Annotated in this window: 16 protein-coding genes and 3 pseudogenes; 6 read left to right on the top strand and 13 right to left on the bottom strand. The window is 70.4% G+C overall.

Translation table 11 applies throughout. The annotated features are described in order from the left end of the window. The first annotated feature begins 65 nt into the window (after positions 1-65). A complete protein-coding gene (locus G6R13_RS05655) occupies positions 66-2,285 on the top strand; it encodes a catalase (protein WP_163721186.1) in 2,220 nt (739 codons plus the stop codon). A gap of 127 nt (positions 2,286-2,412) precedes the next feature. Here the strand turns inward: G6R13_RS05655 and G6R13_RS05650 are convergent, their stop codons facing one another. Further along, on the bottom strand, positions 2,413-3,702 hold the full coding sequence (locus G6R13_RS05650; protein ID WP_163721184.1) for an adenylosuccinate synthase: 1,290 nt from the start codon (positions 3,700-3,702) through the stop codon (positions 2,413-2,415). Between the two features lie 136 nt (positions 3,703-3,838). Between G6R13_RS05650 and G6R13_RS05645 the strand changes: the two genes are divergently transcribed. Both G6R13_RS05645 and G6R13_RS05640 read left to right on the top strand, forming a co-directional pair. Next, positions 3,839-4,390, top strand: a complete 552-nt coding sequence (locus G6R13_RS05645) for a hypothetical protein (protein ID WP_163721182.1) — start codon at positions 3,839-3,841, stop codon at positions 4,388-4,390. A 14-nt stretch (positions 4,391-4,404) separates the two neighbouring features. After that, a pseudogene (locus G6R13_RS05640) lies at positions 4,405-5,651 on the top strand (FAD-dependent monooxygenase); the annotation flags it as partial. A gap of 112 nt (positions 5,652-5,763) precedes the next feature. Here G6R13_RS05640 and G6R13_RS05635 read toward each other — a convergent pair. The 8 genes and pseudogenes from G6R13_RS05635 to G6R13_RS12280 all read right to left on the bottom strand — a co-directional run. Next, a complete protein-coding gene (locus G6R13_RS05635) occupies positions 5,764-6,003 on the bottom strand; it encodes a hypothetical protein (RefSeq protein ID WP_036384417.1) in 240 nt (79 codons plus the stop codon). A 1,289-nt stretch (positions 6,004-7,292) separates the two neighbouring features. Next, entirely contained in the window at positions 7,293-7,940 is a 648-nt protein-coding gene (locus G6R13_RS05625) for a hypothetical protein (protein WP_036384361.1), read from the bottom strand. A gap of 110 nt (positions 7,941-8,050) precedes the next feature. Continuing rightward, complete coding sequence (gene bioB, locus G6R13_RS05620) at positions 8,051-9,241, bottom strand: biotin synthase BioB (protein ID WP_163721181.1); 1,191 nt, start codon at positions 9,239-9,241, stop codon at positions 8,051-8,053. Positions 9,242-9,348: 107 nt separating this feature from the next. Further along, entirely contained in the window at positions 9,349-9,660 is a 312-nt protein-coding gene (locus G6R13_RS05615; protein WP_240335712.1) for a hypothetical protein, read from the bottom strand. Positions 9,661-9,851: 191 nt separating this feature from the next. Then, positions 9,852-10,445, bottom strand: coding sequence for a GNAT family N-acetyltransferase (locus G6R13_RS05610; RefSeq protein WP_240335707.1), 594 nt, complete (start codon positions 10,443-10,445; stop codon positions 9,852-9,854). A gap of 105 nt (positions 10,446-10,550) precedes the next feature. Continuing rightward, positions 10,551-10,714 (bottom strand): annotated as a pseudogene (locus G6R13_RS05605) (transposase); the annotation flags it as partial. A 115-nt stretch (positions 10,715-10,829) separates the two neighbouring features. Further along, positions 10,830-11,516, bottom strand: coding sequence for a helix-turn-helix domain-containing protein (locus G6R13_RS05600; protein WP_020626743.1), 687 nt, complete (start codon positions 11,514-11,516; stop codon positions 10,830-10,832). Between the two features lie 175 nt (positions 11,517-11,691). Then, positions 11,692-11,784: pseudogene (locus G6R13_RS12280) on the bottom strand (recombinase family protein); the annotation flags it as partial. Between the two features lie 352 nt (positions 11,785-12,136). Between G6R13_RS12280 and G6R13_RS05590 the strand changes: the two are divergent. Beyond that, complete coding sequence (locus G6R13_RS05590) at positions 12,137-13,459, top strand: TIGR00366 family protein (protein ID WP_044658673.1); 1,323 nt, start codon at positions 12,137-12,139, stop codon at positions 13,457-13,459. A gap of 178 nt (positions 13,460-13,637) precedes the next feature. Here G6R13_RS05590 and G6R13_RS05585 read toward each other — a convergent pair whose 3' ends face one another. Both G6R13_RS05585 and G6R13_RS05580 read right to left on the bottom strand, forming a co-directional pair. After that, positions 13,638-14,279: a thymidine kinase gene (locus G6R13_RS05585; protein ID WP_010079593.1), complete on the bottom strand. Its 642-nt coding sequence runs from the start codon at positions 14,277-14,279 to the stop codon at positions 13,638-13,640. 8 nt (positions 14,280-14,287) lie between these two features. Then, positions 14,288-14,731, bottom strand: a complete 444-nt coding sequence (locus G6R13_RS05580; protein ID WP_078025967.1) for a DUF3151 domain-containing protein — start codon at positions 14,729-14,731, stop codon at positions 14,288-14,290. Between the two features lie 174 nt (positions 14,732-14,905). Between G6R13_RS05580 and G6R13_RS05575 the strand changes: the two genes are divergently transcribed. After that, positions 14,906-16,120 carry a hypothetical protein gene (locus tag G6R13_RS05575; protein WP_036341081.1) on the top strand — a complete coding sequence of 405 codons (1,215 nt, stop codon included), beginning with the start codon at positions 14,906-14,908 and terminating at the stop codon, positions 16,118-16,120. A gap of 65 nt (positions 16,121-16,185) precedes the next feature. Here the strand turns inward: G6R13_RS05575 and aceB are convergent, their stop codons facing one another. Beyond that, entirely contained in the window at positions 16,186-17,949 is a 1,764-nt protein-coding gene (aceB, locus tag G6R13_RS05570) for a malate synthase A (protein WP_080772563.1), read from the bottom strand. A gap of 33 nt (positions 17,950-17,982) precedes the next feature. Continuing rightward, positions 17,983-19,290, bottom strand: coding sequence for an isocitrate lyase (gene aceA, locus G6R13_RS05565; RefSeq protein ID WP_119217599.1), 1,308 nt, complete (start codon positions 19,288-19,290; stop codon positions 17,983-17,985). Positions 19,291-19,559: 269 nt separating this feature from the next. On the opposite strand from aceA, the gene G6R13_RS05560 reads away from it, so the two are divergent. After that, positions 19,560-21,026 carry a helix-turn-helix domain-containing protein gene (locus G6R13_RS05560; RefSeq protein ID WP_078025969.1) on the top strand — a complete coding sequence of 489 codons (1,467 nt, stop codon included), beginning with the start codon at positions 19,560-19,562 and terminating at the stop codon, positions 21,024-21,026. Positions 21,027-21,071 lie beyond the last annotated feature (45 nt).

The following is a 21,071-nucleotide window of genomic DNA, read 5'->3' as shown; positions in this document are numbered from 1 at the left end:
CGTCGTCGTCCGCCCCCGATCCGCGCGGCACCGCGCGGCACGTCGACACCACAGGAGCAGACGCGATGACCACCCAGCAGCCCGACATCCCCGGCACGCCGGGGCCGATCACCCCCGACCTCGAGGAGCACACCGCCCTCACCCACCCGGACCAGCCCGTGGCCGTCCCGGCCCCGGACCAGCGCGGTCCGGCACAGGTCTCCCCCACCGGCCAGGACACCGGCGCCGACCCCGCGACCGCCGCGCAGGGCTGCCCGTACCTGACCACCGCGCACGGTGTGCGCCTGCAGGACTCGGACCACTCGCTCAAGGCCGGCCGCCGCGGCCCCACCCTGCTGCAGGACCACCACCTGCGGGAGAAGCTCAGCCACTTCGACCACGAGCGCATCCCCGAGCGCGTGGTCCACGCCCGCGGCGCCGGCGCCCACGGCGTGTTCCGCGGCTACGGCACCGCCGCGAAGATCAGCCGGGCCGGACTCTTCGCCAAGGACAAGGAGACGGAGGTGTTCGTCCGCTTCTCCACCGTGGCCGGCTCCCGCGGCTCCATGGACCTGGCCCGCGACACCCGCGGCTTCGCCACCAAGTTCTACACGGACGAGGGCACGTGGGACCTGGTGGGCAACAACATCCCCGTGTTCTTCGTGCAGGACGCCATCAAGTTCCCGGACGTGGTGCACTCGGTGAAGCCGCACCCGGACCGCGAGATCCCGCAGGCGCAGTCCGCGCACGACACGTTCTGGGACTTCGTGTCCCTGCACACCGAGGCCCAGCACCACACCCTGTGGAACATGTCCGACCGCGGCATCCCGCGCTCCTACCGCATGATGGAGGGCTTCGGCGTCCACACCTACCGCCTGATCGCGGCGGACGGCTCCACCGTGCTGGTCAAGTTCCACTGGAAGCCGATGCTCGGCGTGCACTCCGTGACCTGGGAGGAGGCGCTGCTCACCAACGGCATGGACCCGGACTTCCACCGGCGTGACCTCGCCGACGCGATCGAGGCCGGCGCCTTCCCCGAGTGGGAGCTCGGCGTGCAGGTGTTCGAGGACAACGAGGAGCAGATGTTCGAGGGCATCGACCTGCTCGACCCCACGAAGCTGGTCCCGGAGGAGCTCGCCCCCGTGCAGCCCCTCGGCCGCATGACGCTGAACGCCAACCCGTCCAACTACTTCGCGGAGACGGAGCAGGTGGCCTTCAACCCGGCCAACCTCGTGCCCGGCATCGACGTCACCAACGACCCGCTCCTGCAGGGCCGCCTCTTCTCCTACCTGGACACGCAGCTCACCCGCCTCGGCGGGCCGAACTGGAACCAGCTGCCGATCAACCGCCCGCACGCCCCGGTCAACGACATGCTGCGTGACGGCTTCCACCAGAGCGCCGTGCATCGCGGCGTGGCGCCGTACCGGCCCAACTCGCTCGACGGCGGCCTGCCGTACGAGACCCCCGCGGACGACCACGCGTTCATCGAGCACCCGGAGCCGCTGCCGGCGTCGGTGAAGGAGCGCGCGCACGCCGCCTCCTTCGACGACCACTTCTCGCAGGCGCGCCTGTTCTTCCTCTCCCTCTCCGAGGTGGAGCGCGAGCACGTGGCGCAGGCGTACACGTTCGAGCTGGGCAAGTGCTACGAGCAGACCATCCGCGAGCGCCAGCTGGCCCACCTCGCCGCGATCGACACGCGACTGGCCCAGCAGGTCGCGGACGGCCTGGGCATCCCCGTTCCCGCGCCGACCGAGACCCCGGCCGACGTGCAGCCCTCCCCCGTGCTGTCCCAGATCGGCGGCGCGTGGCCGCTCGACGGCCGTCAGGTCGGCGTCGTGGTGGGCGAGTCCGTGGACGAGAAGGAGCTGGACGCCCTCGTGCAGGGCATCCACGGTGCGGGCATGGTCCCGCTGGTCATCGCACCGAAGGGCGGCCCCGTGGCCGGGGAGATCGTGGCCCAGCGGACCTACCTGACCGCCGCGTCCATCGAGCTGGATGCCGTGGTCGTGGCCTCGCCGGCGGCCCCCGCCGCAGACGCCGCCCCCGGCCTGGACCAGAAGGCCGGCGCCGCCGACTCCGAGGCGGTGGACCCGCGCGTCGTCAAGGTGCTGCAGGAGATGTGGCGCCACTCGAAGGCGATCCTCGCCCTCGAGCCGGCGGAGGCCGTCCTCGCGGCCGCCCAGGTGTCCGGCAAGGGCGTCGAGTCCGCGGCGGACGGCGCCTCCGCCGTAGCGGCGCTGAAGCAGCTCCTGCCCGCGCACCGCGTGTGGGACCGTTTCCCGACGACGGGCCGCCTGGCCGACTGACCGGCGGACCCCCAGGCGCTTTCGAACGTGAGATAGGGCCTATCTCACGTTCGAAAGCGCCCATTCGCCCTCTTTCACGTTCGAAAGTGCAGGCCAGGGCGGGCCCGGGACGGGGCGGCGGGCCGGGTCAGTCCTCGATGAGGTCGCGGACCTGGACCACCTGGTCGCGGCCCGGGCCCACGCCGATCGCGGAGATCCGGCACCCGGAGAGCTTCTCGAGGGCCTCCACGTAGCGCTGGGCGTTCAGCGGCAGATCCGTGAACGCGCGGGCGCCCGAGATGTCCTCGGCCCACCCGTCGAAGTGCTCGTAGACCGGCTTCGCGTGGTGGAACTCGGTCTGGGTCATGGGCATGCGGTCGTGGCGCACGCCGTCCACCTCGTAGGCCACGCACACCGGGATCTTCTCGATGCCGGTGAGCACGTCCAGCTTGGTGAGGAAGTAGTCCGTGAAGCCGTTGATCCGCGCGGCGTAGTGGGCCATGACGGCGTCGTACCAGCCGGTGCGCCGCGGGCGGCCGGTGTTCACGCCGAACTCGCCGCCGGTGGTGCGCAGCTGCTCGCCCATCTCGTCGAAGAGCTCCGTGGGGAACGGGCCGGCGCCGACGCGCGTGGTGTAGGCCTTCACGATGCCGATGGTCCGGGAGAAGCGGGTGGGGCCGATGCCCGCGCCCACGGCCGCGCCGCCGGCGGTCGGGTTGGACGAGGTCACGAACGGGTAGGTGCCGTGGTCCACGTCCAGGTAGGTGGCCTGGCCGCCCTCCATGAGCACCACCTTGCCCTCGTCCAGGGCGTCGTTGAGCAGGTTCACGGAGTCCACGACCATGGGGCGCAGGCGGTCCGCGTAGCCCAGGAAGTACTCGGCGATCTCGTCCACGGTGACGGCGCGGCGGTTGTAGAGCTTCACCAGCAGCTCGTTCTTCTGCCGCAGGGCGCCCTCGATCTTCTGGCGCAGGATCGACTCGTCGAAGATGTCCTGCACGCGGATGCCCAGGCGGGCCACCTTGTCCATGTAGGTGGGGCCGATGCCGCGGCCGGTGGTGCCGATCGCGCGCTTGCCCAGGAACCGCTCGGTCACCTTGTCCATGGTCTGGTGGTACGGCGCCACGAGGTGGGCGTTGGCGGAGATCTTCAGGTGCTCGCACGAGTGGCCGCGGGACTCGAGCCCGTCGATCTCCTCGAACAGCGCCTCCAGGTTCACCACCACGCCGTTGCCGATCACCGGCACCGCGTTGGGCGAGAGGATGCCGGCGGGCAGCAGCTTGAGCTCGAACTTCTCCCCGTTGACGACGACGGTGTGCCCGGCGTTGTTGCCGCCGTTCGGCTTGACGACGTAGTCCACTCGCCCGCCCAGCAGGTCGGTGGCCTTGCCCTTGCCCTCGTCGCCCCACTGGGCTCCGACGATCGCGATCGCTGGCATCTGCATCTCTCCTCAGGGCCGTGGGTCGTCCCGGACCGGCCCGTACATGGAAAACGCCCCCTTGCGGTGCGCACGGAGGCCGTACCCCCGAATCCTACCAGCGTGACGGATGCCACCCTCTGGCTACGCTGGCGCCATGAGCACCGCAGCGCCCGGCACCCAGCACTCGGAGTTCGCCTCCCCGGCCCCCGCCCGCAAGGGCCCCAGCGTGGGCACGTGGCGACCCTGGGCCGTGCTGCCATGGGCGCTGGCCCTCCTCGCCCTGCCCCTGATCGCGCTCGCCCTGCGCTCCGACTTCGGCGCGAACGGCTGGATGACGGTCATCTACATGGTCTTCGGGGCTCTGCCCCACGAACTCGTCCTCATGGTCCTGGTGGGGAGCCTGTTCCTCCTGCCTCGCGTGAACCCGCAGGATGAGCAGCGGGGCGGCCTCCGGCTGGGGCGCCTGCTGCACACGCTGCTGGGCGTCTCCTGGGGGTCCTTCGCGCTGGCCGCGATCATCTTCCCCGACGGCGGCGACCACCCGGAATCCGGCGCCACGACCCCGGTGCTCATGGGCCTGCTCGGCACGAGCACCGCGATGGACGTCGGCATCGTGGGCGGCCTCGCCCTCGTGGCCGTCAGTGCGCTCACCGGTCTCGCGGTGATCGTGGTGTGCGTGGTGCGGCGGATCCGCGCCGTTCGCTGAGCACGCTCCCGACGACGGCGGTCAGTGAGTTCCCGTTCCTCATCGTGAACCAGGCCCGCGTGATCGACTACTTCGCCGAGTACGCCGAGCGCGGCCCGCAGGGGCAGGAGCGCACGGTGCGCGCCAAGTACGTGGTGGGCTGCGACGGATCGCGCAGCCGGGTCCGCGACTGCACGGGCATCGAGGTCGTGCGCGACCCCTCGGCCCATGCCTGGTCCGTCATGGACGTCCTGCTCGAGACCGACTTCCCGGACAACCGCCAGAAGTGCGGCATCCAGTCGGACAAGGACGGCACGATCCTGCTGATCCCCCGCGAGGGCGGCTTCCTCGCGCGCTTCTACGTGTCCCTGGGCAGCATCGACGACGCCCCCCGGCCGAGGTCGGGCGGCGGAATCCGCGCGTGTTCATCGCCGGCGACGCCTGCCACACCCACTCCGCCAAGGCCGGCCAGGGCATGAACGTATCCATGCAGGACGGCTGGAACCTGGCCTGGAAGCTCGGCCAGGTCCTCGAGGGCCGCAGCGACGCCTCGCTGCTGGCCACCTACTCCGAGGAGCGGCAGCAGATCGCGGAGAACCTCATCGAGTTCGACAAGGCCTGGGAGGGGATGATGTCCAAGCGCCCCGACGAGCTCGAGGACCCCCAGGCCGTCGGCCGCTTCTACAAGGACAACGCGGAGTTCCCCAACGGCTTCGCCACGCAGTACCCGGCGTCGTCCGTCACGGGCGAGGACACGCATCAGGCGCTGGCCGCCGGGGTCCCGATCGGCAAGCGGTTCGAGTCGGCCGCGGTGCGCCGCGTGGCGGACACGTCCCCGCGCCAGCTGGGGCACCTGTTCGAGGCGGACGGCCGGTGGCGGCTCTACGCCTTCGCGGACGAGGACCGGACCGCGGTGGGGGAGCTGGCGGACTGGCTCGCGGACTCCCCCGACTCCCCGGTGCGCCGCTTCACCCCCGAGAGCGCGGACCTCAACTCCGTGTTCGACGCGAAGGTGGTCTACCAGCAGCCCTACCAGGAGGTGGAGCTGGCCGACGTGCCGGCGCTGTTCCTGCCCAAGATGGGCCCGTACCAGCTCACGGACAAGGAGGTGGTGTTCGCGGCGGACCTGGCCGACGACATCTTCGAGGCGCGCGGCATCGACCGCGGCGGCGCGCTGATCATCCAGCGCCCGGACATGTACGTGGCGCACGTGCTGCCGCTGAGCGCGCGCGAGGAGATCACGGCGTTCTTCGAGCAGAACATGGTCAGCGCCTCGGTCTGAGCCGCGCCGGCTCGGCCTGACCGAGCACCCGCCGGACACCGCGCCGGCCGCCCCGTCGATCCGGGGCGGCCGGCGCGGTGCCGTCTGTCCTCCTGTCCGTCCGTCCGGGGGTTCAGGCGCGGGTGCGGCGGGCCCGGCGGGCGGCGGCCCGCTCGACGGCGTCCAGGTAGGCGAGGCCCTTCGCGCAGCAGCCGCCGAGGCAGCAGTCCTCGTCGAGGTCGAAGTCGGCGGGGTCCACCTCGTCGATCGGCCCGTCGTCCCCGGCGCGGTGCTCGGCGCTGATGCGGTCGGCGATGGCGCGCCAGGAAGGGACGCCGGCGCGTCCGTCCGCGGCGTCCTGCTCGTCGGTCATGACGGTCCTCCTGCGCGGGGCGCGGCCGGGGCGGTGTCGGGCGGCCCCACGCTAGCCGATCCTGCGGCCGGCTCCGGAGTCGGCCGGCTCTCCCGATGCACGCGTTTTGACGCGCGATCTTGAAACAGTTATCAACTCGGAGGACTTGCCCGAATCAAAAACTTTGTCCCCAAACATTCACACAACTTAACTGGGTCAGACTACGCGGAGGGAGGGCCGGGGCCCCGGCTCCGGGGCCGCCGAAGAGCCGCCCACGCTCGCCACAGGCGTCACCGCATGACCGAACGTTAGTTCGTGTATTTCCTGGGGACATACGCCGAGTGCCTGAGCAATCTCCTCGGTGCCAAGGCCCAGCCTCTGACGAGCCAAAGAAAGGGTCAGACCAAAAACTCGGGATGTCTCACGGTGGATACCACCTGGCTCGCTCGACCTATAACCACGCCGAGTCAGGTCTATGCACATTTGCCGATGCGCCCACTCAGAGAGCAATCCATTGCGAAACAGTGCGTAAGCCATGGCCATCGCGGAAACGCCAAATGACACCTTGGCCTTGAGAACCGCCTCCGTGGAGGGCTGTCGCGGCATTGCTCCACGCAAAACTTCACCCGGGAGAAGGAATTCCGAGGCGAAGGCATCGGCCTCTCGCTCTGCATCTCTCTCGACGCTGTCCCCGTTACCCAGGCCAGAGTGCAAGACCAAATGCCCGATCTCATGGGCAAGATCGAATCGAGAACGCTCGGCCGTCTTCCGCTGAGACAGGAAGATGTAAGGAACTCCCTTCTCCCACACACTGAAGGCGTCAACTTCATCTGTGGTTCCGGGTAAACTCATTACACGAAGGCCTCGCGACTCGGCCAACTGGATTAGGTTGGGCAACGGCCCAGCCCCCACCTTCCAGTGGGCCCGCAGCTGACGAGCGGCGATCGCTGGCCCCATGCCGACCAGATCTGGGAGGTCAACCTCGGGCAACTTGAAATGCTCGGCAATGAGCGAATAAAACTCCACACCTGTTCGCCCCGCTTCAGACGCAGCATGCCGAACGGCAGCGCTGGTTCGCCGACGCGCACGGAAGAAGACTCGATCTTCTTCAAGGGGAGAAGTTGCGGGCATAGAGAAAAATGTGGGATCAACGTTCAACACGTCAGCAAGGGTTGCAGCAAGTGCATCAGGCGCGCCCCGCGTCTCATAGTTGGAGATTGTCCGCGGGGTTGCCCCGATCAGATCCGCTAAGCGCTTCTTCGAAATCCCTGCCCGCCGCCTCGCCCGTACGATTCGTGAGGGCTCGAGGCTCATGACGTCTGACTAATTCCGAAGTAGACGTCATCCTCTGCGATCACGTCAAAGTCGCTGAGGTCGAACTGGTCCAGGGAAATCTCCGGAAGGAGTATCCGTTCCTTCCAGGCAACGACGTCACCCCTGTCCATGCGGGAGGGGAGAGACAGCTCCGCCCGGATGACAGGCTCCGCGCGCGACCATCGATACAGCAACACCCAGGTCCTGATGTCATCAGTCGCAGGCGTAGCGCCCCACTTGAAGAGCTCCAGCTGGCCGTTCACTTCCACCGCTCGATGAGTGGCAGGTCCCCGCCGTCGCGCGAGCCCAGGCGCGAAGTCCAGAGAACGCCCAGTGCTGTCGTTCCCTCCCATGATGACCAGGGCGTGTTCTCCGTCGGGAGATACGACGCGAGGAACGTTGAGGCGGTCGTCGTTGATCCATCCCCTCGCCGTCAGGGAACTGCGCAAAGCCCCGACGCTGTCTGCCCAGAGGATGTAGCCCCGCGCTGTGACCGGATGATGCGGGGAGACGTTCCGAGCCCCCTGGACGCCACTCATCAGAGAATCGCTGAGGACCTCGACATCCAGACCCAGGGCCGCCAGCCTCTCGGCGGCAGGGACAGAGGGCTGAATTGAGCTGAAAGACTTCGCGCCTGCCACCATGGTTGGCTCCTTCCGACCCCCTCATCCTACTGCACAAAACCGGAAAAGTGACTACCGTCGGGTGCATCGCTCCCGATCAGCGGAACAGTGAATCACCGACGCACGCACACTCATGCATTCGCAGCCGCTCCTGTGCCAGCCCCTCTGCGACGAAGGACGGGCTTGCTTGGCGTTGCCGCCGCACCATTCTTGCTGTTGTCGTGGGTTCCGACGCAACCCCCGCCGCAGCAGCCCGCCGGGGCGCCGTCGTCGGCCGCGGCCTGCTGCGCACGCTCCTCGGCGCCGAGCACGGTGAAGCCGGCATCGGCGATCATCTGCAGATCCGCCTCGGCGTCCTGGCCCTCGGAGGTGAGGTAGTCGCCGAGGAAGATCGAGTTGGCCACCTGCAGGCCGACCGGCTGCAGGGAACGCAGGTGCATCTCGCGGCCGCCGGCGATGCGCAGCTCCTTGTCCGGGCAGGCCAGGCGGACCATGGCGAGGATGCGGAGGCACTCGAGCGGCGTGAGCTGCTGGTGGCCCTGCAGCGGGGTGCCGTCGAAGGGCATGAGGAAGTTGACGGGGATGGAGTCGGAGTCCAGGTCGCGGAGCGCGAGGACGGCCTCGACGAGCTGCTCGTGCGTCTCCCCCATGCCCGCGATCAGGCCGCTGCAGGAGGACAGGCCGGCGGCGCCGGCACGCTGCACGGTGTCCACGCGCTGCTCGTAGGTGTGGGAGGTGCAGATGGACTCGTAGTGGGACTCGGCCGTGTTGAGGTTGTGGTTGTAGGCGTCGACGCCGGCGTCCTTGAGCTTCTCGGCCTGACCGTCCTTGAGGAAGCCGAGGCACGCGCACACCTCGACGTCCGGGTGCTGGGCCTTGAGGTCGCCGACCATGCCGGCCACGCGGTCGACGTCGCGGTCCGTGGGACCGGTGCCGGAGGCCACCATACACACGCGCGAGGCGCCGCCGGCGATGCCCAGGCCCGCTTGGCGGACGGCCTCCTCCGGCTTGAGCCACGTGTAGCGCAGGATCTCGGCCTCGGTGCCGAGCCGCTGGGAGCAGTAGGTGCAGTTCTCCGGGCAGAGGCCGGTCTTGAGGCTGACCAGGTAGTTGACCTTGACCGTGCGGCCGAAGTGCTTCTCGCGCAGGCGCGAGGCCGCCGCGACGATGCGGAACGTGTCCGCGTCCGGGGCGTCCAGCACAGCGACGGCCTCGTCAGCGGTGAGGCGGTGGCCCGCCTCGATGCGGTCCACGAGGGCCTCGGGGTCGAGGGCGTCTGCGGGGCGGGGGTCGACGGCGGCGGCGTCCTGGGTGGCGGTCATGCGGGCCTCTCCGGTGGGCGGGGCTCGGCCCCGGGCGGGTCTGACCCGAGGGACTCTAACAGTGTTCATTGAACAGTGTTCAGGAGCGGGGGGCCATGACCCCGACGTCAGCGCCTGCGCCGGTCCAGAGGGACCGGCTCGGGCCGGGGCTGCTCCTCGAGCGTCGTCGTCGCCGCGAGGATGCCGTGGGCGGCGGCAGCGAGCGTCGCGCCGAGCACACCGGCCCCGACCGCCCGGACGCCGGCGTCGTCGATCACGTTCAGCACCAGCCCCGGAATGACCGCGGCCCCCATCAGCAGCATCACCCACGCGGTGGAGCCGGCTCCGGCGTAGAACACGTTGCGGCGAGCCCGCTCCGCCTCGACCCGGTGATGCACCCCTCGCAAGGCGAGCATCGCCCCGAGGGCCGTGGAGGCCACCAGCGTCAAACCCCACCCCAGTCCCAGATCCTGCCGCAGTCCCGCGAACACACCGGCCGAACCCACCAGGGCAGACGCCACACCGATGCGCCACCGCCACTCACGCTCATTCCCCACCCGGCTCACAGCCCCATGCTGGCACACGGCCCTCGGAGGCGGAGCGGCAGATCATGCGGTCCCGGCCGGCGGGATCACTCCTGCGTAAGGGGCGAATGGAACTCCGAGGCGAGCATCGCGTAGGTGGCGCCATCCACCCAGCCGCGCGTGAGATGCAGAGACTCCTCCTTGAACGTGCCCTCGTGACGCATCCCCACCTTCTCCATGATGCGCAGGCTCGGGGCGTTGTCCGCGAAGGCATGAGCCTCCACGCGTCGCACACCCAGATCGTTGAACGCGAAGCCCAGCAGGGCTCGAGCAAGCTCCGTGCCATAGCCCTGCCCCGCCTGGCGCGGATCGATCGTCCAGCCGATCTCGGCCTGGGCGTCCCGGGCTTCCTCCCGCGGGCCGCCCTGACTCCACGCGTCCTGCACCGCGACCTTCCCGACACCGACGATGACGTCTCCGGCCCGCACGGTGAGGCGGTCCCCCGCCCCGAGGTAGGACTCGCGCAGCGCGTTCTCACTCTCCGGGCGGCCGGAGGTCCACGACCACACCTGCTCGAGACGGCAGAAGCTCCACACGGCGGGTGCATCGAGACCCCGGAACGGGGTGAGGGTCAGCCGGCGGGCTCGCAGCGGGAAGCAGACGCCTCGACTCGCGGCGAGCTCCAGGAGAGGGGTGGCCATGACAGACAGGGTACGAACAAAAGTCCTCGAGTCAGCCCCCGGACAGACCAGTGCCCACACCCTGCGTCGATGTCAGATCCACGCGGCCTCTCAGGGCCCGTTGACCTCGGGCAGATCCCGCCACGGAGTCCCGCACCTGCACCGGTAGATGATCGCTTCGACCATCGTGCGGGCATCCGAGAAGGGCCGGCCCTGCCGGCCCGTGCGATCTGGAGCAGCGGGGCGATCAGCTCCGATCGGGCGTCGAAGACGACCTGGAACCGGGACATGGCTCCCCGGATCTCAGCGGGTCCCTGGAGCCATTCTCAGACACGCCCTAGGCCATCTCCAGCGCCGAGGCCCGCCTCACATCCGAGGAGGTCCTCCACGCTCAGGTGACGCGGCTCAGACACGATGCAACAGTCGATCGAGGGCCTCCCGCCCGGCGGCCCGCTCACGGACGTCGTCGGAGTCCATGAGGTCCAGCGCCACGACTGTTTCAGTGCGAAGCAGGGCGGAGGGATCCACGGGGGCAGGTATGTGTCGGATCACCACTTCCCCCGCCGCCGAGGCGTCGAGGCGGAGCCGCGACTGGAGAGCCTCCAGGTCGCCGAGCAGATAGCCCTCCTCCCGCTGGTTCCCTTCGACAGCGGCGAGCCCGAAGCGGCGGGCGAGATCCGACTGATCCAGGGCGGACACCCCCGAGGGCACGAGAACGTCGGCGAGCTTGGCTCGGGCTCGAGGCGAGGCGTGGAACCGGTGGGGCCGGGCCCTGTTCTCAGCCAGTCGGTGCATCTCGGCAGCGGTGAGCGTTCGCAGCCGGGAGCGCAGACGGGAGATCCGCGGCTGGTCGAGGAAGGCCCGTCCGTTTCCTCCGGCAAGGAGGTCGACGGCGGCCCAGGCGGTCCGCGGAGCCCAGGTGCGGCCGATACCCGGCGCCCTGCGGGCACGACGGGCCAGGGCACGCTCATCGATGAACCAGGATTCTCCGAGGCGGCGGGCCGGCACATCACCGTCCTCGACGAGGCGCCGCACATAGCGGTCGGAGACCTTGAGGCGCTCGGCGGCCTCCCCCACCGTCAGAAGAGTCATGCAAGAAGAGTACCGGAGCCGGACCTGTTCATGCATGCCCGGGGAGCCCTGACTTTGAGACCCTGTCATGCCATGCACCGAGAGCGCGTGGCCCTCTCACCAGAGCCGTACTCCACCAGAGCGGAGACGGAAGGGCCATCGACAGCAGCGCCTGGAAGGGGGCAACACACCCTGGGGCGATCCCTTCGGCCTGACGCTCCTTGATCCTTCGACGCTCGAACTCAGCGAATGCGGCCTTGATGCCGAGCATGAGTCCGGCTACGGGGGAAGTGCCGGGCCTGGGCACCGTGATCCCACTCGGTCGAGACCCGTACGGTGCATCCCTTGTCGGTGAGCTCGTCCACGCTCGCGTACAGATTCCGGGTGACCCGGCCGAGCCGGGCCACGACGTCGTCGACCGCTGGGGAATCGACCGCCGACGCACTCTCGTCGTCTAGCGCCCGGCCAGAGACGTGGCCCAGGCCCTGCCCACGACGATCGAGCGCCTAGAGTGATCCACATCACTCTCGCCGTGGCCTCTCACCCTGAACAGGAGCCTCATGTCCGCCACGTCCACACGTCCGCCCACACCCGGACCCTCGGGCCGTACCGCCCGCGAGGGCACGTTCTTCAGCCGCGCCATGCGCCCGCTGAACACGACGATGGAGCGGTTCATCCCGTCCTCGCTCGTGTTCACCATCGTGCTCACGTTCGCGGTGGCAGCCCTGTGCCTGCTGCTCACTCCGGCCGGGCCGGCCGACGTCGTCGTGGGCTGGGGTGACGGTCTGTCCGGACTGCTGGCGTTCATCACGCAGATGGCGCTCGTGCTCATGCTCGGACACATCCTGGCGAACACCGGCCCGGTGCGCCGTCTGCTCGCCAGGCTCGCCAGCATTCCCCGCACGCCCCTGGCCGCCTACATCTTCGTGTTCGTGGTGGCGGCGGCGGCCTCCCTCATCACGTGGGGCCTGGGCCTGGTGGTCGGTGCGCTGCTGGCCAAGGAGGTCGCGGCGCAGGCCCGTGAGCGCGGGCTGGTCCTGCACTTCCCGATGCTGGTGGCCGCCGGGTTCTCCGGGTTCGTGGTGTGGCACATGGGGTACTCGGGCTCCGGCCCGCTGACGGCCGCCACCCCCGGTTCGTTCCTCACGGAGAGCCTGGACGGCCGGACGGTCCCGGTCTCGGAGACCACCTTCTCCTGGTGGAACATCACCGCCGCCGTGGTGACCGTGCTCGTCGTGGCCCTGGCCCTGTTCCTCGTCGCCCCGCGCGCCGGGGACCGGATCGTGGAGCTGGAGATCGACGCGCGGGACCAGGACGCCGTGCCCGCACCGGAGATCGAGACGCCGGCGGACCGCCTCGACGCCTCCCGTGTCCCCACGCTCCTCGTGGGCGCCATGCTCGTGGTCTATCTGGTGATGCACTTCGTCGGCGGCGGCACCCTCACCCTGGACATCGTCAACTGGTCCTTCCTCGCGCTGATCCTGCTGCTGGTGCGCAGCCCGCACGAGCTGATCGGCCTCACCCAGTCGGCCGCGTCCAACGTGGGCGAGATCCTGCTGCAGTTCCCCCTCTACGCGGGCATCCTCGGCATGATGACGACCACCGGCCTGGTGGCGGTGCTCTCGGACGCCTTCGTGGCGATCTCGAACCCGGTGACGTTCGGCCTGCTGGCATTTCTGGCCGCGGGCCTCGTGAACTTCTTCGTCCCCTCCGGCGGCGGACAGTTCGCCGTGCAGGGCCCGATCATGCTCCAGGCCGGCGACGCGCTCGGCGTGGACCCGGCCATCACCATCATGGCCGTCTCCTACGGCGACCAGTGGACCAACATGATCCAGCCGTTCTGGGCAATCCCCCTTCTGGCGATCGCCGGGCTGAAGATGCGCGACATCCTGGGGTACACCACGGTCGTGCTGCTCGCGTCGGGGCTCGTCTTCGGCGGCACGCTCCTGCTCGTCTCGCTCTGACCCGATCGGCCGATGCCGGACGTGGCAGGACAGACGAAGGGCCCCGGGATCACCGGGGCCCTTCGCCTGTCATCACTCGCACCTTCATCACTCGCACCTCGATGAAGTGGTTCCACCGTACGAACCGAGCATGGGCGCAGCCGTCACGCAGCCTGGCAGTTGCCTGGCAATGGCCGCCTCAGCCCAGGGCACCGCCGGACTCCGCCAGGTAGCACGTGCCGCACAGGGACTCGTAGGTCACCTGGACACCGTCGATCGCCACCTGGTCCCCCTCGAACACGAAGTGCTCGGCGCCCGTGGCCGGGTCAACGACCTTGCGCGTGTTGAACACCGCCTTCCGGCCGCACCGGCAGATGGTCTTCAGCTCCTCGAGGGAGTGCGCCAGCTCCAGCAGCCGCGCGGAGCCCGGGAAGGAGCGGGTGCGGAAGTCGGTGCGCAGTCCGTAGGCGATCACGGGGACGCCGTCGAGCACGGCGATGCGCAGCAGGTCGTCCACCTGCGCCGGCTCGAGGAACTGTGCCTCGTCCACGAGCAGACACGCCACGGGCGGGGCCTCCACGTGCCCCACGAGGGCGTCCGGGTCGTCACCGGTGGCGTGCCGGCGGAACAGCTCCCGCACGTCCGCGCCCGCCGGGACGAGGAAGTCCACGGCGCGGGTCACACCGAGGCGGGAGACGACGTCGCCCTCCCCCTTCACGTCCACCTCCGGCTTGGCCAGCAGCACCCGCTGGCCGCGCTCCTCGTAGTTGAAGGCGGCCTGCAGCAGGCCCGTGGACTTGCCGGAGTTCATGGCCCCGTAGCGGAAGTAGAGCTTGGCCACGGCCCCGCTCAGCCCCGGGCGCGGCCCTGGCCGGCCTCGATCTGCTCTGCGGCCGTGGGGTCCGAGTCCCGCAGGAAGGTGCGGATGCGCTCGACCTCCTCGGACTCCCCGATCCCGGCGGCCGCGCGGCCCAGCGCGTACAGGGCGCGCAGGAAGCCGCGGTTGGGCTCGTGGGCGTACGGCACCGGGCCGGCGCCGCGCCACCCCGCCCGGCGCAGCGCGTCCAGACCCCGGTGGTAGCCGACGCGGGCGTACGCATAGGAGTCCACGGTCCGGCCCTCGGCCCACGCGTCCTCCGCCATGAGCGCCCACACCAGGGAGGACTCGGGCGCCACCGGCACGATGTCCTCGGGCAGGTCACCTGCCTCGAGCCGGGCCAGCACCTCCGGCTCCTCCGGCAGGCGCGTGGCCGGCGGCTCCATCAGGTTCTTGCCGATCAGGGACTCGGACATGGGATGCCTCTTCTCCTCGCGGACGATGCGGTCGCGGCCGAGTCTATCGACGGCGCCGGACGCCGGACGGATCGCCGTCCCCGCGTCCAGGACGGTCCGGTACCGTAGGCGCAGCGTCCGTCCGCAGCCCCACGCTCCCGGGGCCGGGCCGCCGATGCCGTCGAAGGAGCCTCCATGACCCACCCCGCGCCCGCCCGCCGCCGTGCCCCGCTGGCCGTCGGCGTCGCCGCCCTCGCCCTCGCCCTGGCCGGCTGCGGCTCGGCCGGCCAGTCCGGTGAGCCCGCCTCGTCGACCGCCGCGGCGCCCAGCGGATCGGCGGCCTCGGCCGCGGCCGGCTCGGCCACGGAGAGCCCCACCGACCCCGCGTCCGCCGCGGCGTCCCGCGTCCGTGAGGCCCTCGCGTCGGAGTCCGCCGAGGGCACCCCGCGCGCCGAGCCGCGTCAGGCGTTCGAGACCGTCGGCCCGGGCATCAAGGACGGCGCCGCCACCGAGGCCTGGAAGAACACGGCCGCGGTCCGCAACGACACCGTCTCCGTGATGGACTGCACGCGCGACGTCCTGGACCAGCGCACCCTGGACGCCGTCGCCACGCACATCCCGGACAGCTCGAACATCGAGATCGTGCAGCTGTTCGCCTCGCAGGACGAGACCCACGAGTTCCTCACCTGCGTCTACAACGGCTACTTCGAGTACAGCCCCGGCATGCCCCTGGCGCAGGTCCACTACCAGCACAACCTCGACGGCTCCCGCCTGGAGTGGTGCCAGGAGGAGCCCGCCGCCGTGGCGGACGAGTACACGTTCGACCCGAAGACCGGCAAGGGGCTGCTCGCCCTGCTGCGCCCCGGCATGGTCGGCGGCCAGGACGGCGCCCCCCTGCTGCCCCAGCGCACCGCGTGGGCCTGCTCCGAGGACGGCAGCGAGATGGTCTCCGTGACCATGGGCTCCATGGAGGGCTTCGGCGACGCCAACGGCGGCCTCACCCAGGTGAAGAACTCGCCGGTCGCGCAGAGCACCACCCTCGTCACCGAGACCCGCGACCACCTCGCGGACACCGTGCTGAAGGACGCCGGGGACTTCCAGGAGGTCATCAAGCTCAGCTCGCCGTTCTTCCTGAACGCGCAGATGGACGAGGAGACCCTGGCCCAGGCCCGGGAGATCCCCACCGGCCGCGTGCCCGACGAGCTGCTGAACAACCAGTCCACGATCGACCGCCCCGAGGGCGCCCCCGGCCCCGTGGCCCCCGGCCAGCCGCCGCGGCCGTTCCAGGGCGCCGCGCGGGAGGCCGCCGAATCCCAGCGGGCCGCGGAGGCGTCCGCCTCGGCGTCGGCCAGCCCGTCACCGACGAAGTCGGCTTCGGCCTCCCCGTCCCCCTCCACGTCCGGGGACTGACACCCGGCACGACGACGGCCGGTCACCTCGTGAGGTGACCGGCCGTCGTCGTGGGGCCCGGCGGATCAGGCCTTCGCCGCGGCGTCGTCCTGACCGGCGAAGTGCCGGCGGTACGCGCCCAGGGTGAGGAACGCCGGGTACTCCGGCGGCAGGGCCGACTCGCAGAACACGCGCACCGCGTCCTCGAACCGGTGGCCCTCGGGCAGCGGGCCGGCGAGGATCCGAGCGTGCTCCTCGCGGATCAGCTGCTCCATCCAGCCGCGGTTGGCGGTCCGCACGCCGCCCTCGGTCAGCTGCACACCGGTGCCGTTGTGTGCCCACTGCCAGATCTGGGACCGGGAGATCTCCGCCGTGGCGGCGTCCTCCATGAGTCCGTGGATCGCGGCGGCGCCGTTCCCCCGCAGCCAGGACTCGATGTAGCGGATCCCGACCTCGATGTTCATCCGCACGCCGGCCTCGGTCACCGAGCCCGTGGTCGCGGCGACGTCGAGCAGGGCGGCCTCGTCCGGCACCACGTCCTCGCGGCGGCGGGTGCGGATCTGGTTCGGGGCCTCGCCGAGCACGGCGTCGAACTCCTCCCGGGCGACCGGCACGAGGTCCGGGTGCGCCACCCACGAGCCGTCGAAGCCGTCGCCGGCCTCGCGGGCCTTGTCCGCGCGCACCTTCTCCAGCGCGGCGGCGTTGGCCTCCTCGTTCCGGCGGTCCGGGATCACGGCAGACATGCCGCCGATCGCCGAGGCGCCGCGCCGGTGGCAGGCCCGGACCAGCTGCTCCGTGTAGGCCCGCATCATCGGCTGGGTCATGGTCACCTCCGAGCGGTCCGGGAGGACGAACTCGGCCCCGCGGTCCCGGAAGTTCTTGATGATGGAGAAGATGTAGTCCCAGCGGCCGGCGTTGAGGCCCGCGGCGTGGTTGCGCAGCTGGTACAGGATCTCCTCCATCTGGAACGCCGCGGTGATCGTCTCGATCAGCACGGTGGCCCGGATGGTGCCCTGGGGGATGCCCAGCTCGTCCTGCGCCGCCACGAACACGCAGTTCCACAGCCGCGCCTCGAGATGGGACTCGAGCTTGGGCAGGTAGAAGTACGGGCCGTGGCCGCGGCGGATCAGCTCGTCGGCGTTGTGGAAGAAGTACAGGCCGAAGTCCACGAGGGCGCCGGCCATCGGCTCGCCGTCCACGCGGATGTGGTCCTCGAGGAGGTGCCAGCCGCGCGGGCGGACGATGATGGTCGGCCGGTCCGTGAGCTCGCGCTCGCGCAGCCGGTACTCCTTGCCCTCGGGGGAGGTGAAGTCGATCTGGTCGCGGATCGCGTCGAACAGGTTGACCTGCCCGTCCAGCATCCGGTCCCAGGACGGCGTCGAGGAGTCCTCGAAGTCGGCGAGCCAGCCCGAGGCGCCCGAGTTGAGGGCGTTGATCGTCATCTTCCGATCCACGGGGCCGGTGATCTCCACGCGGCGGTCCTGCAGGCCGGGGGCCAGCGGCGCCACACGCCAGGAGTCGTCCTCGCGGACCCGGCGGGTGGACCGCAGGTAGTGCGGGTTCCAGCCGTCGGTGATGCGGCGCCGGGTGTACTCCCGCTCCTCGAGCAGCCGCCGGCGGCGGTCCTCGGCCAGCCGGTGCAGGCGGCCGAGGAACGCCAGCGCCTCGTCCGTGAGGATCTCGGCCTGCCGCCCGTCGACCGGCCCGTGGACGGTCACCACGGGGGCGGCGCCCTCGGGGATGACGACGGGGATGGCCTGGGTGCTCACGTCATGCGGCAGGGGCGTGTGCTCCCGAACGTCGTCGGCATGGATCTCGTGCAGGGTGGGGGTCGTGGTCTGCGGGCTCATGGGACTGCCTCCTCGCGGTCTCGGCTGAGCGGATCAGTGGAACTGGCCGGACTCCGTGGAGCCCGCCAGGGCCACCGTGGAGCTGTCCGGGTTGATGGCGGTGGACACGGCGTCGAAGTAGCCGGTGCCGACCTCGCGCTGGTGCTTGGTCGCGGTGTAGCCGCGGGCCTCGTCGGCGAACTCGCGCTCCTGCAGCTCGACGTACGCGGACATCTGGCGCTCGTTGTATCCCTTGGCCAGGTCGAACATCGAGTGGTTCAGGGCGTGGAAGCCGGCCAGCGTGATGAACTGGAAGGTGTAGCCCATGGCGCCCAGCTCGCGCTGGAACTTGGCGATGGTGTCGTCGTCGAGGTTCTTCTTCCAGTTGAAGGACGGCGAGCAGTTGTAGGCCAGCATCTGGTCCGGGAACTCGGCCTTGACGGCCTCGGCGAACTTCCGGGCCAGCTCGAGGTCCGGCGTGCCGGTCTCCATCCAGATCAGGTCCGCGTGGGGGGCGTAGGCCTTGGCGCGGGCGATGCAGGGCTCGACGCCGTTGCGGACCTTGTAGAAGCCCTCCGCGGTGCGCTCACCGGTGATGAACTCGGCGTCGCGCTCGTCCACGTCCGAGGTGATCAGGGTGGCCGCCTCGGCATCGGTGCGGGCGATGATCACGCTGGGCACGTCGGCGACGTCGGCGGCCAGGCGGGCGGCGTTGAGCGTGCGGATGTGCTGGCCGGTGGGGATGAGCACCTTGCCGCCGAGGTGGCCGCACTTCTTCTCGGAGGCCAGCTGGTCCTCCCAGTGGACACCGGAGGCGCCGGCGGTGATCATCGACTTCATGAGCTCGTAGGCGTTGAGCGGGCCGCCGAAGCCGGCCTCGGCGTCGGCCACGATCGGCACGAGCCAGTCCTCGACGCTGCTGACGCCCTCGGCGTGCTCGATCTGGTCCGCGCGCAGCAGGGCGTTGTTGATGCGGCGCACCACCTGCGGCACGGAGTTGGCCGGGTACAGGGACTGGTCCGGGTACGTGTGGCCGGAGAGGTTGGCATCCGCGGCGACCTGCCAGCCGGAGAGGTAGATGGCGCGCAGCCCGGCCTTGACCTGCTGGACGGCCTGGTTGCCGGTGAGGGCGCCGAGGGCGTTGGTGAAATCACCGCGGGCGTTCTCGTCCTTCAGCTGGGTCCACAGCTTCTCGGCGCCGCGGCGGGCCAGCGTGTGCTCCTCCTGGATCCGGCCGCGGAGACGGACGACGTCCTCGGCGGTGAAGCTGCGCTCGACGCCGGCCCAGCGGGGGTTGTGCTCCCAGTCGTGCTGGAGCTGCTCGGCGGAGGCGGGAGTGGAGTGGTGGGGCTGGGTGGTCATGACGTCCTCCTGAGGATCGGTCCGGTTCGGTGAGGGGTTCGGTGCGACGTGTCCGTCGCTGCCGTTGACATCCACCTTGGCCCCGGGCAAGGCCCTCTGGAGCACAAAATCGGTGGAAACTCCGGCTGTTCCTGCCACTGGGTCAGAACGTGACGGTCCTTGCGCCCCGGTGTGGTCTGGGTCACGACAACGGCCCCCCGCTTGTCAAGAATGTGACTTTCTTTCCGTCACACGTGATCTCCTCCCCGGTTCCGTCTACAGTTCCGCGCATGATGACCCGCCCGCTTCCCGAGGACAGCGCGACCGTGGACACCGTCGCGCTGGGCCGCCGCGTCCGGCACCTGCGCAAGCAGGCCGGCCTCACCCTGGACCAGCTCGCGGAGCGCACGGGAGTGAGCGGCTCCCACCTGTCCCTCGTGGAGAACGCCCGCCGCGAGCCGCGGCTCTCGCTGGTCCAGCGGATCGCGGAGGTCCTGGGCGTGCCGGTCGAGGACCTGCTCACCGGCCGGGCCCCCACCCGGCGGGCCGAACTGGAGATCGAGGTCGAACGGTTCGCGCGCTCGGAGCACTACGCCTCCCTCGGCCTGCCGCCGCTGCGCATCGGGCCCCGCACCCCCACCGAGGTCCTCGAGGTGATCGCGGGGCTGGAGGCCGAGCTGCGCCGTCGCCTGGAGGAGCAGGCCGCCACCCCCGAGGAGGCGCGCCGCGCCAACGCCCAGCTGCGCGCCCGGATGCGCGCGGTGGACAATCACTACCCCGACCTCGAGGCCGAGGCGCATCGGCTGCTCGACGCGATCGGCCACACGGGCGGGCCGCTGGGCCTGCACGCGGTCTCGGAGCTGGCCGAGCACCTCGGCTTCACCCTGCGCTTCGTCCCGGACCTGCCGCACTCCACGCGCTCCGTCACGGACCTCAAGCACGGGCGCATCCACATCAGCGGCTCCCGCTCCTCGGACCACGACCGCCGCACCGTGGTGCTCCAGGCCCTCGCCGCCGCCGTCCTGGGCCACGGCGAGCCGCGGGACTACGAGGACTTCCTCGCCCAGCGTGTGGCGGTGAACTACCTGGCGGGCGCGCTGCTCATGCCGCAGCGGGCGGCGTCGTCGCTGCTGCGGGCCGCCCAGAAGCGCCGGGACCTGTCCGTGGACGACCTGAAGGACGCGTTCGGCGTCTCCTACGAGGCCGCCGCGCACCGGTTCACCAACCTGGCCACCGTGGACCTGGGCATCCGCTGCCACTTCCAGAAGGTCCACGAGACCGGGGTGATCCACAAGGCCTACGAGAATGACGGGATCGTGTTCCCCGCCGACCACACCGGTGCGATCGAGGGCCAGCAGGCGTGCCGGAAGTGGGGCGCACGGCAGGCGTTCTCCCGCAACGACCGGTTCCGCGCCCACGCCCAGTACACGGACTCGCCCAACGGGACGTTCTGGTGCACCTCGATGATCGAGAACGGCCCCGACGGACTGTTCGCCCTCTCCGTGGGCACCCCGTTCGAGCATGCTCGGTACTTCCGCGGCGCGGACACCCGCCACCGGGTCACCTCCACGTGCCCGGATCCGCGCTGCTGCCGCCGCCCCGACCCCGAGCTCGAGGCCGCGTGGGGCGGGCACGTGTGGCCCGCGGCCCGCATGCACGCGCATCTGCTGGCGGCCATGCCCACGCAGACCTTCCCCGGTGTGGACGAGCGTGAGGTCTTCGAGTTCCTCCAGGCCCAGGAGGAGCGGGAGGGCTGAGGACGACGCCGGCCCGCACCCTCACGCGAGGGTGCGGGCCGGCGC

It is taken from the genome of Micrococcus sp. Alg238-R198 (genome assembly GCF_900537135.1).
In the GTDB taxonomy this organism is placed as follows: Bacteria; Actinomycetota; Actinomycetes; order Actinomycetales; family Micrococcaceae; genus Micrococcus; species Micrococcus luteus.
This window is presented reverse-complemented; position numbering and strand designations above follow the sequence as displayed.

Bases quoted from the DNA above. Each gene is read 5' to 3' on its own strand.
- G6R13_RS05645 (WP_163721182.1), top strand. From the start codon at position 3,839: ATGAGCACCGCAGCGCCCGGCACCCAGCACTCGGAGTTCGCCTCCCCG.
- G6R13_RS05600 (WP_020626743.1), bottom strand. From the start codon at position 11,516: ATGACTCTTCTGACGGTGGGGGAGGCCGCCGAGCGCCTCAAGGTCTCC.
- bioB (WP_163721181.1), bottom strand. From the start codon at position 9,241: ATGACCGCCACCCAGGACGCCGCCGCCGTCGACCCCCGCCCCGCAGAC.
- aceB (WP_080772563.1), bottom strand. From the start codon at position 17,949: ATGAGCCCGCAGACCACGACCCCCACCCTGCACGAGATCCATGCCGAC.
- G6R13_RS05635 (WP_036384417.1), bottom strand. From the start codon at position 6,003: ATGACCGACGAGCAGGACGCCGCGGACGGACGCGCCGGCGTCCCTTCC.
- G6R13_RS05575 (WP_036341081.1), top strand. From the start codon at position 14,906: ATGACCCACCCCGCGCCCGCCCGCCGCCGTGCCCCGCTGGCCGTCGGC.
- G6R13_RS05610 (WP_240335707.1), bottom strand. From the start codon at position 10,445: ATGGCCACCCCTCTCCTGGAGCTCGCCGCGAGTCGAGGCGTCTGCTTC.
- G6R13_RS05560 (WP_078025969.1), top strand. From the start codon at position 19,560: ATGATGACCCGCCCGCTTCCCGAGGACAGCGCGACCGTGGACACCGTC.
- G6R13_RS05625 (WP_036384361.1), bottom strand. From the start codon at position 7,940: ATGGTGGCAGGCGCGAAGTCTTTCAGCTCAATTCAGCCCTCTGTCCCT.
- G6R13_RS05580 (WP_078025967.1), bottom strand. From the start codon at position 14,731: ATGTCCGAGTCCCTGATCGGCAAGAACCTGATGGAGCCGCCGGCCACG.
- G6R13_RS05650 (WP_163721184.1), bottom strand. From the start codon at position 3,702: ATGCCAGCGATCGCGATCGTCGGAGCCCAGTGGGGCGACGAGGGCAAG.
- G6R13_RS05590 (WP_044658673.1), top strand. From the start codon at position 12,137: ATGCGCCCGCTGAACACGACGATGGAGCGGTTCATCCCGTCCTCGCTC.
- G6R13_RS05655 (WP_163721186.1), top strand. From the start codon at position 66: ATGACCACCCAGCAGCCCGACATCCCCGGCACGCCGGGGCCGATCACC.
- aceA (WP_119217599.1), bottom strand. From the start codon at position 19,290: ATGACCACCCAGCCCCACCACTCCACTCCCGCCTCCGCCGAGCAGCTC.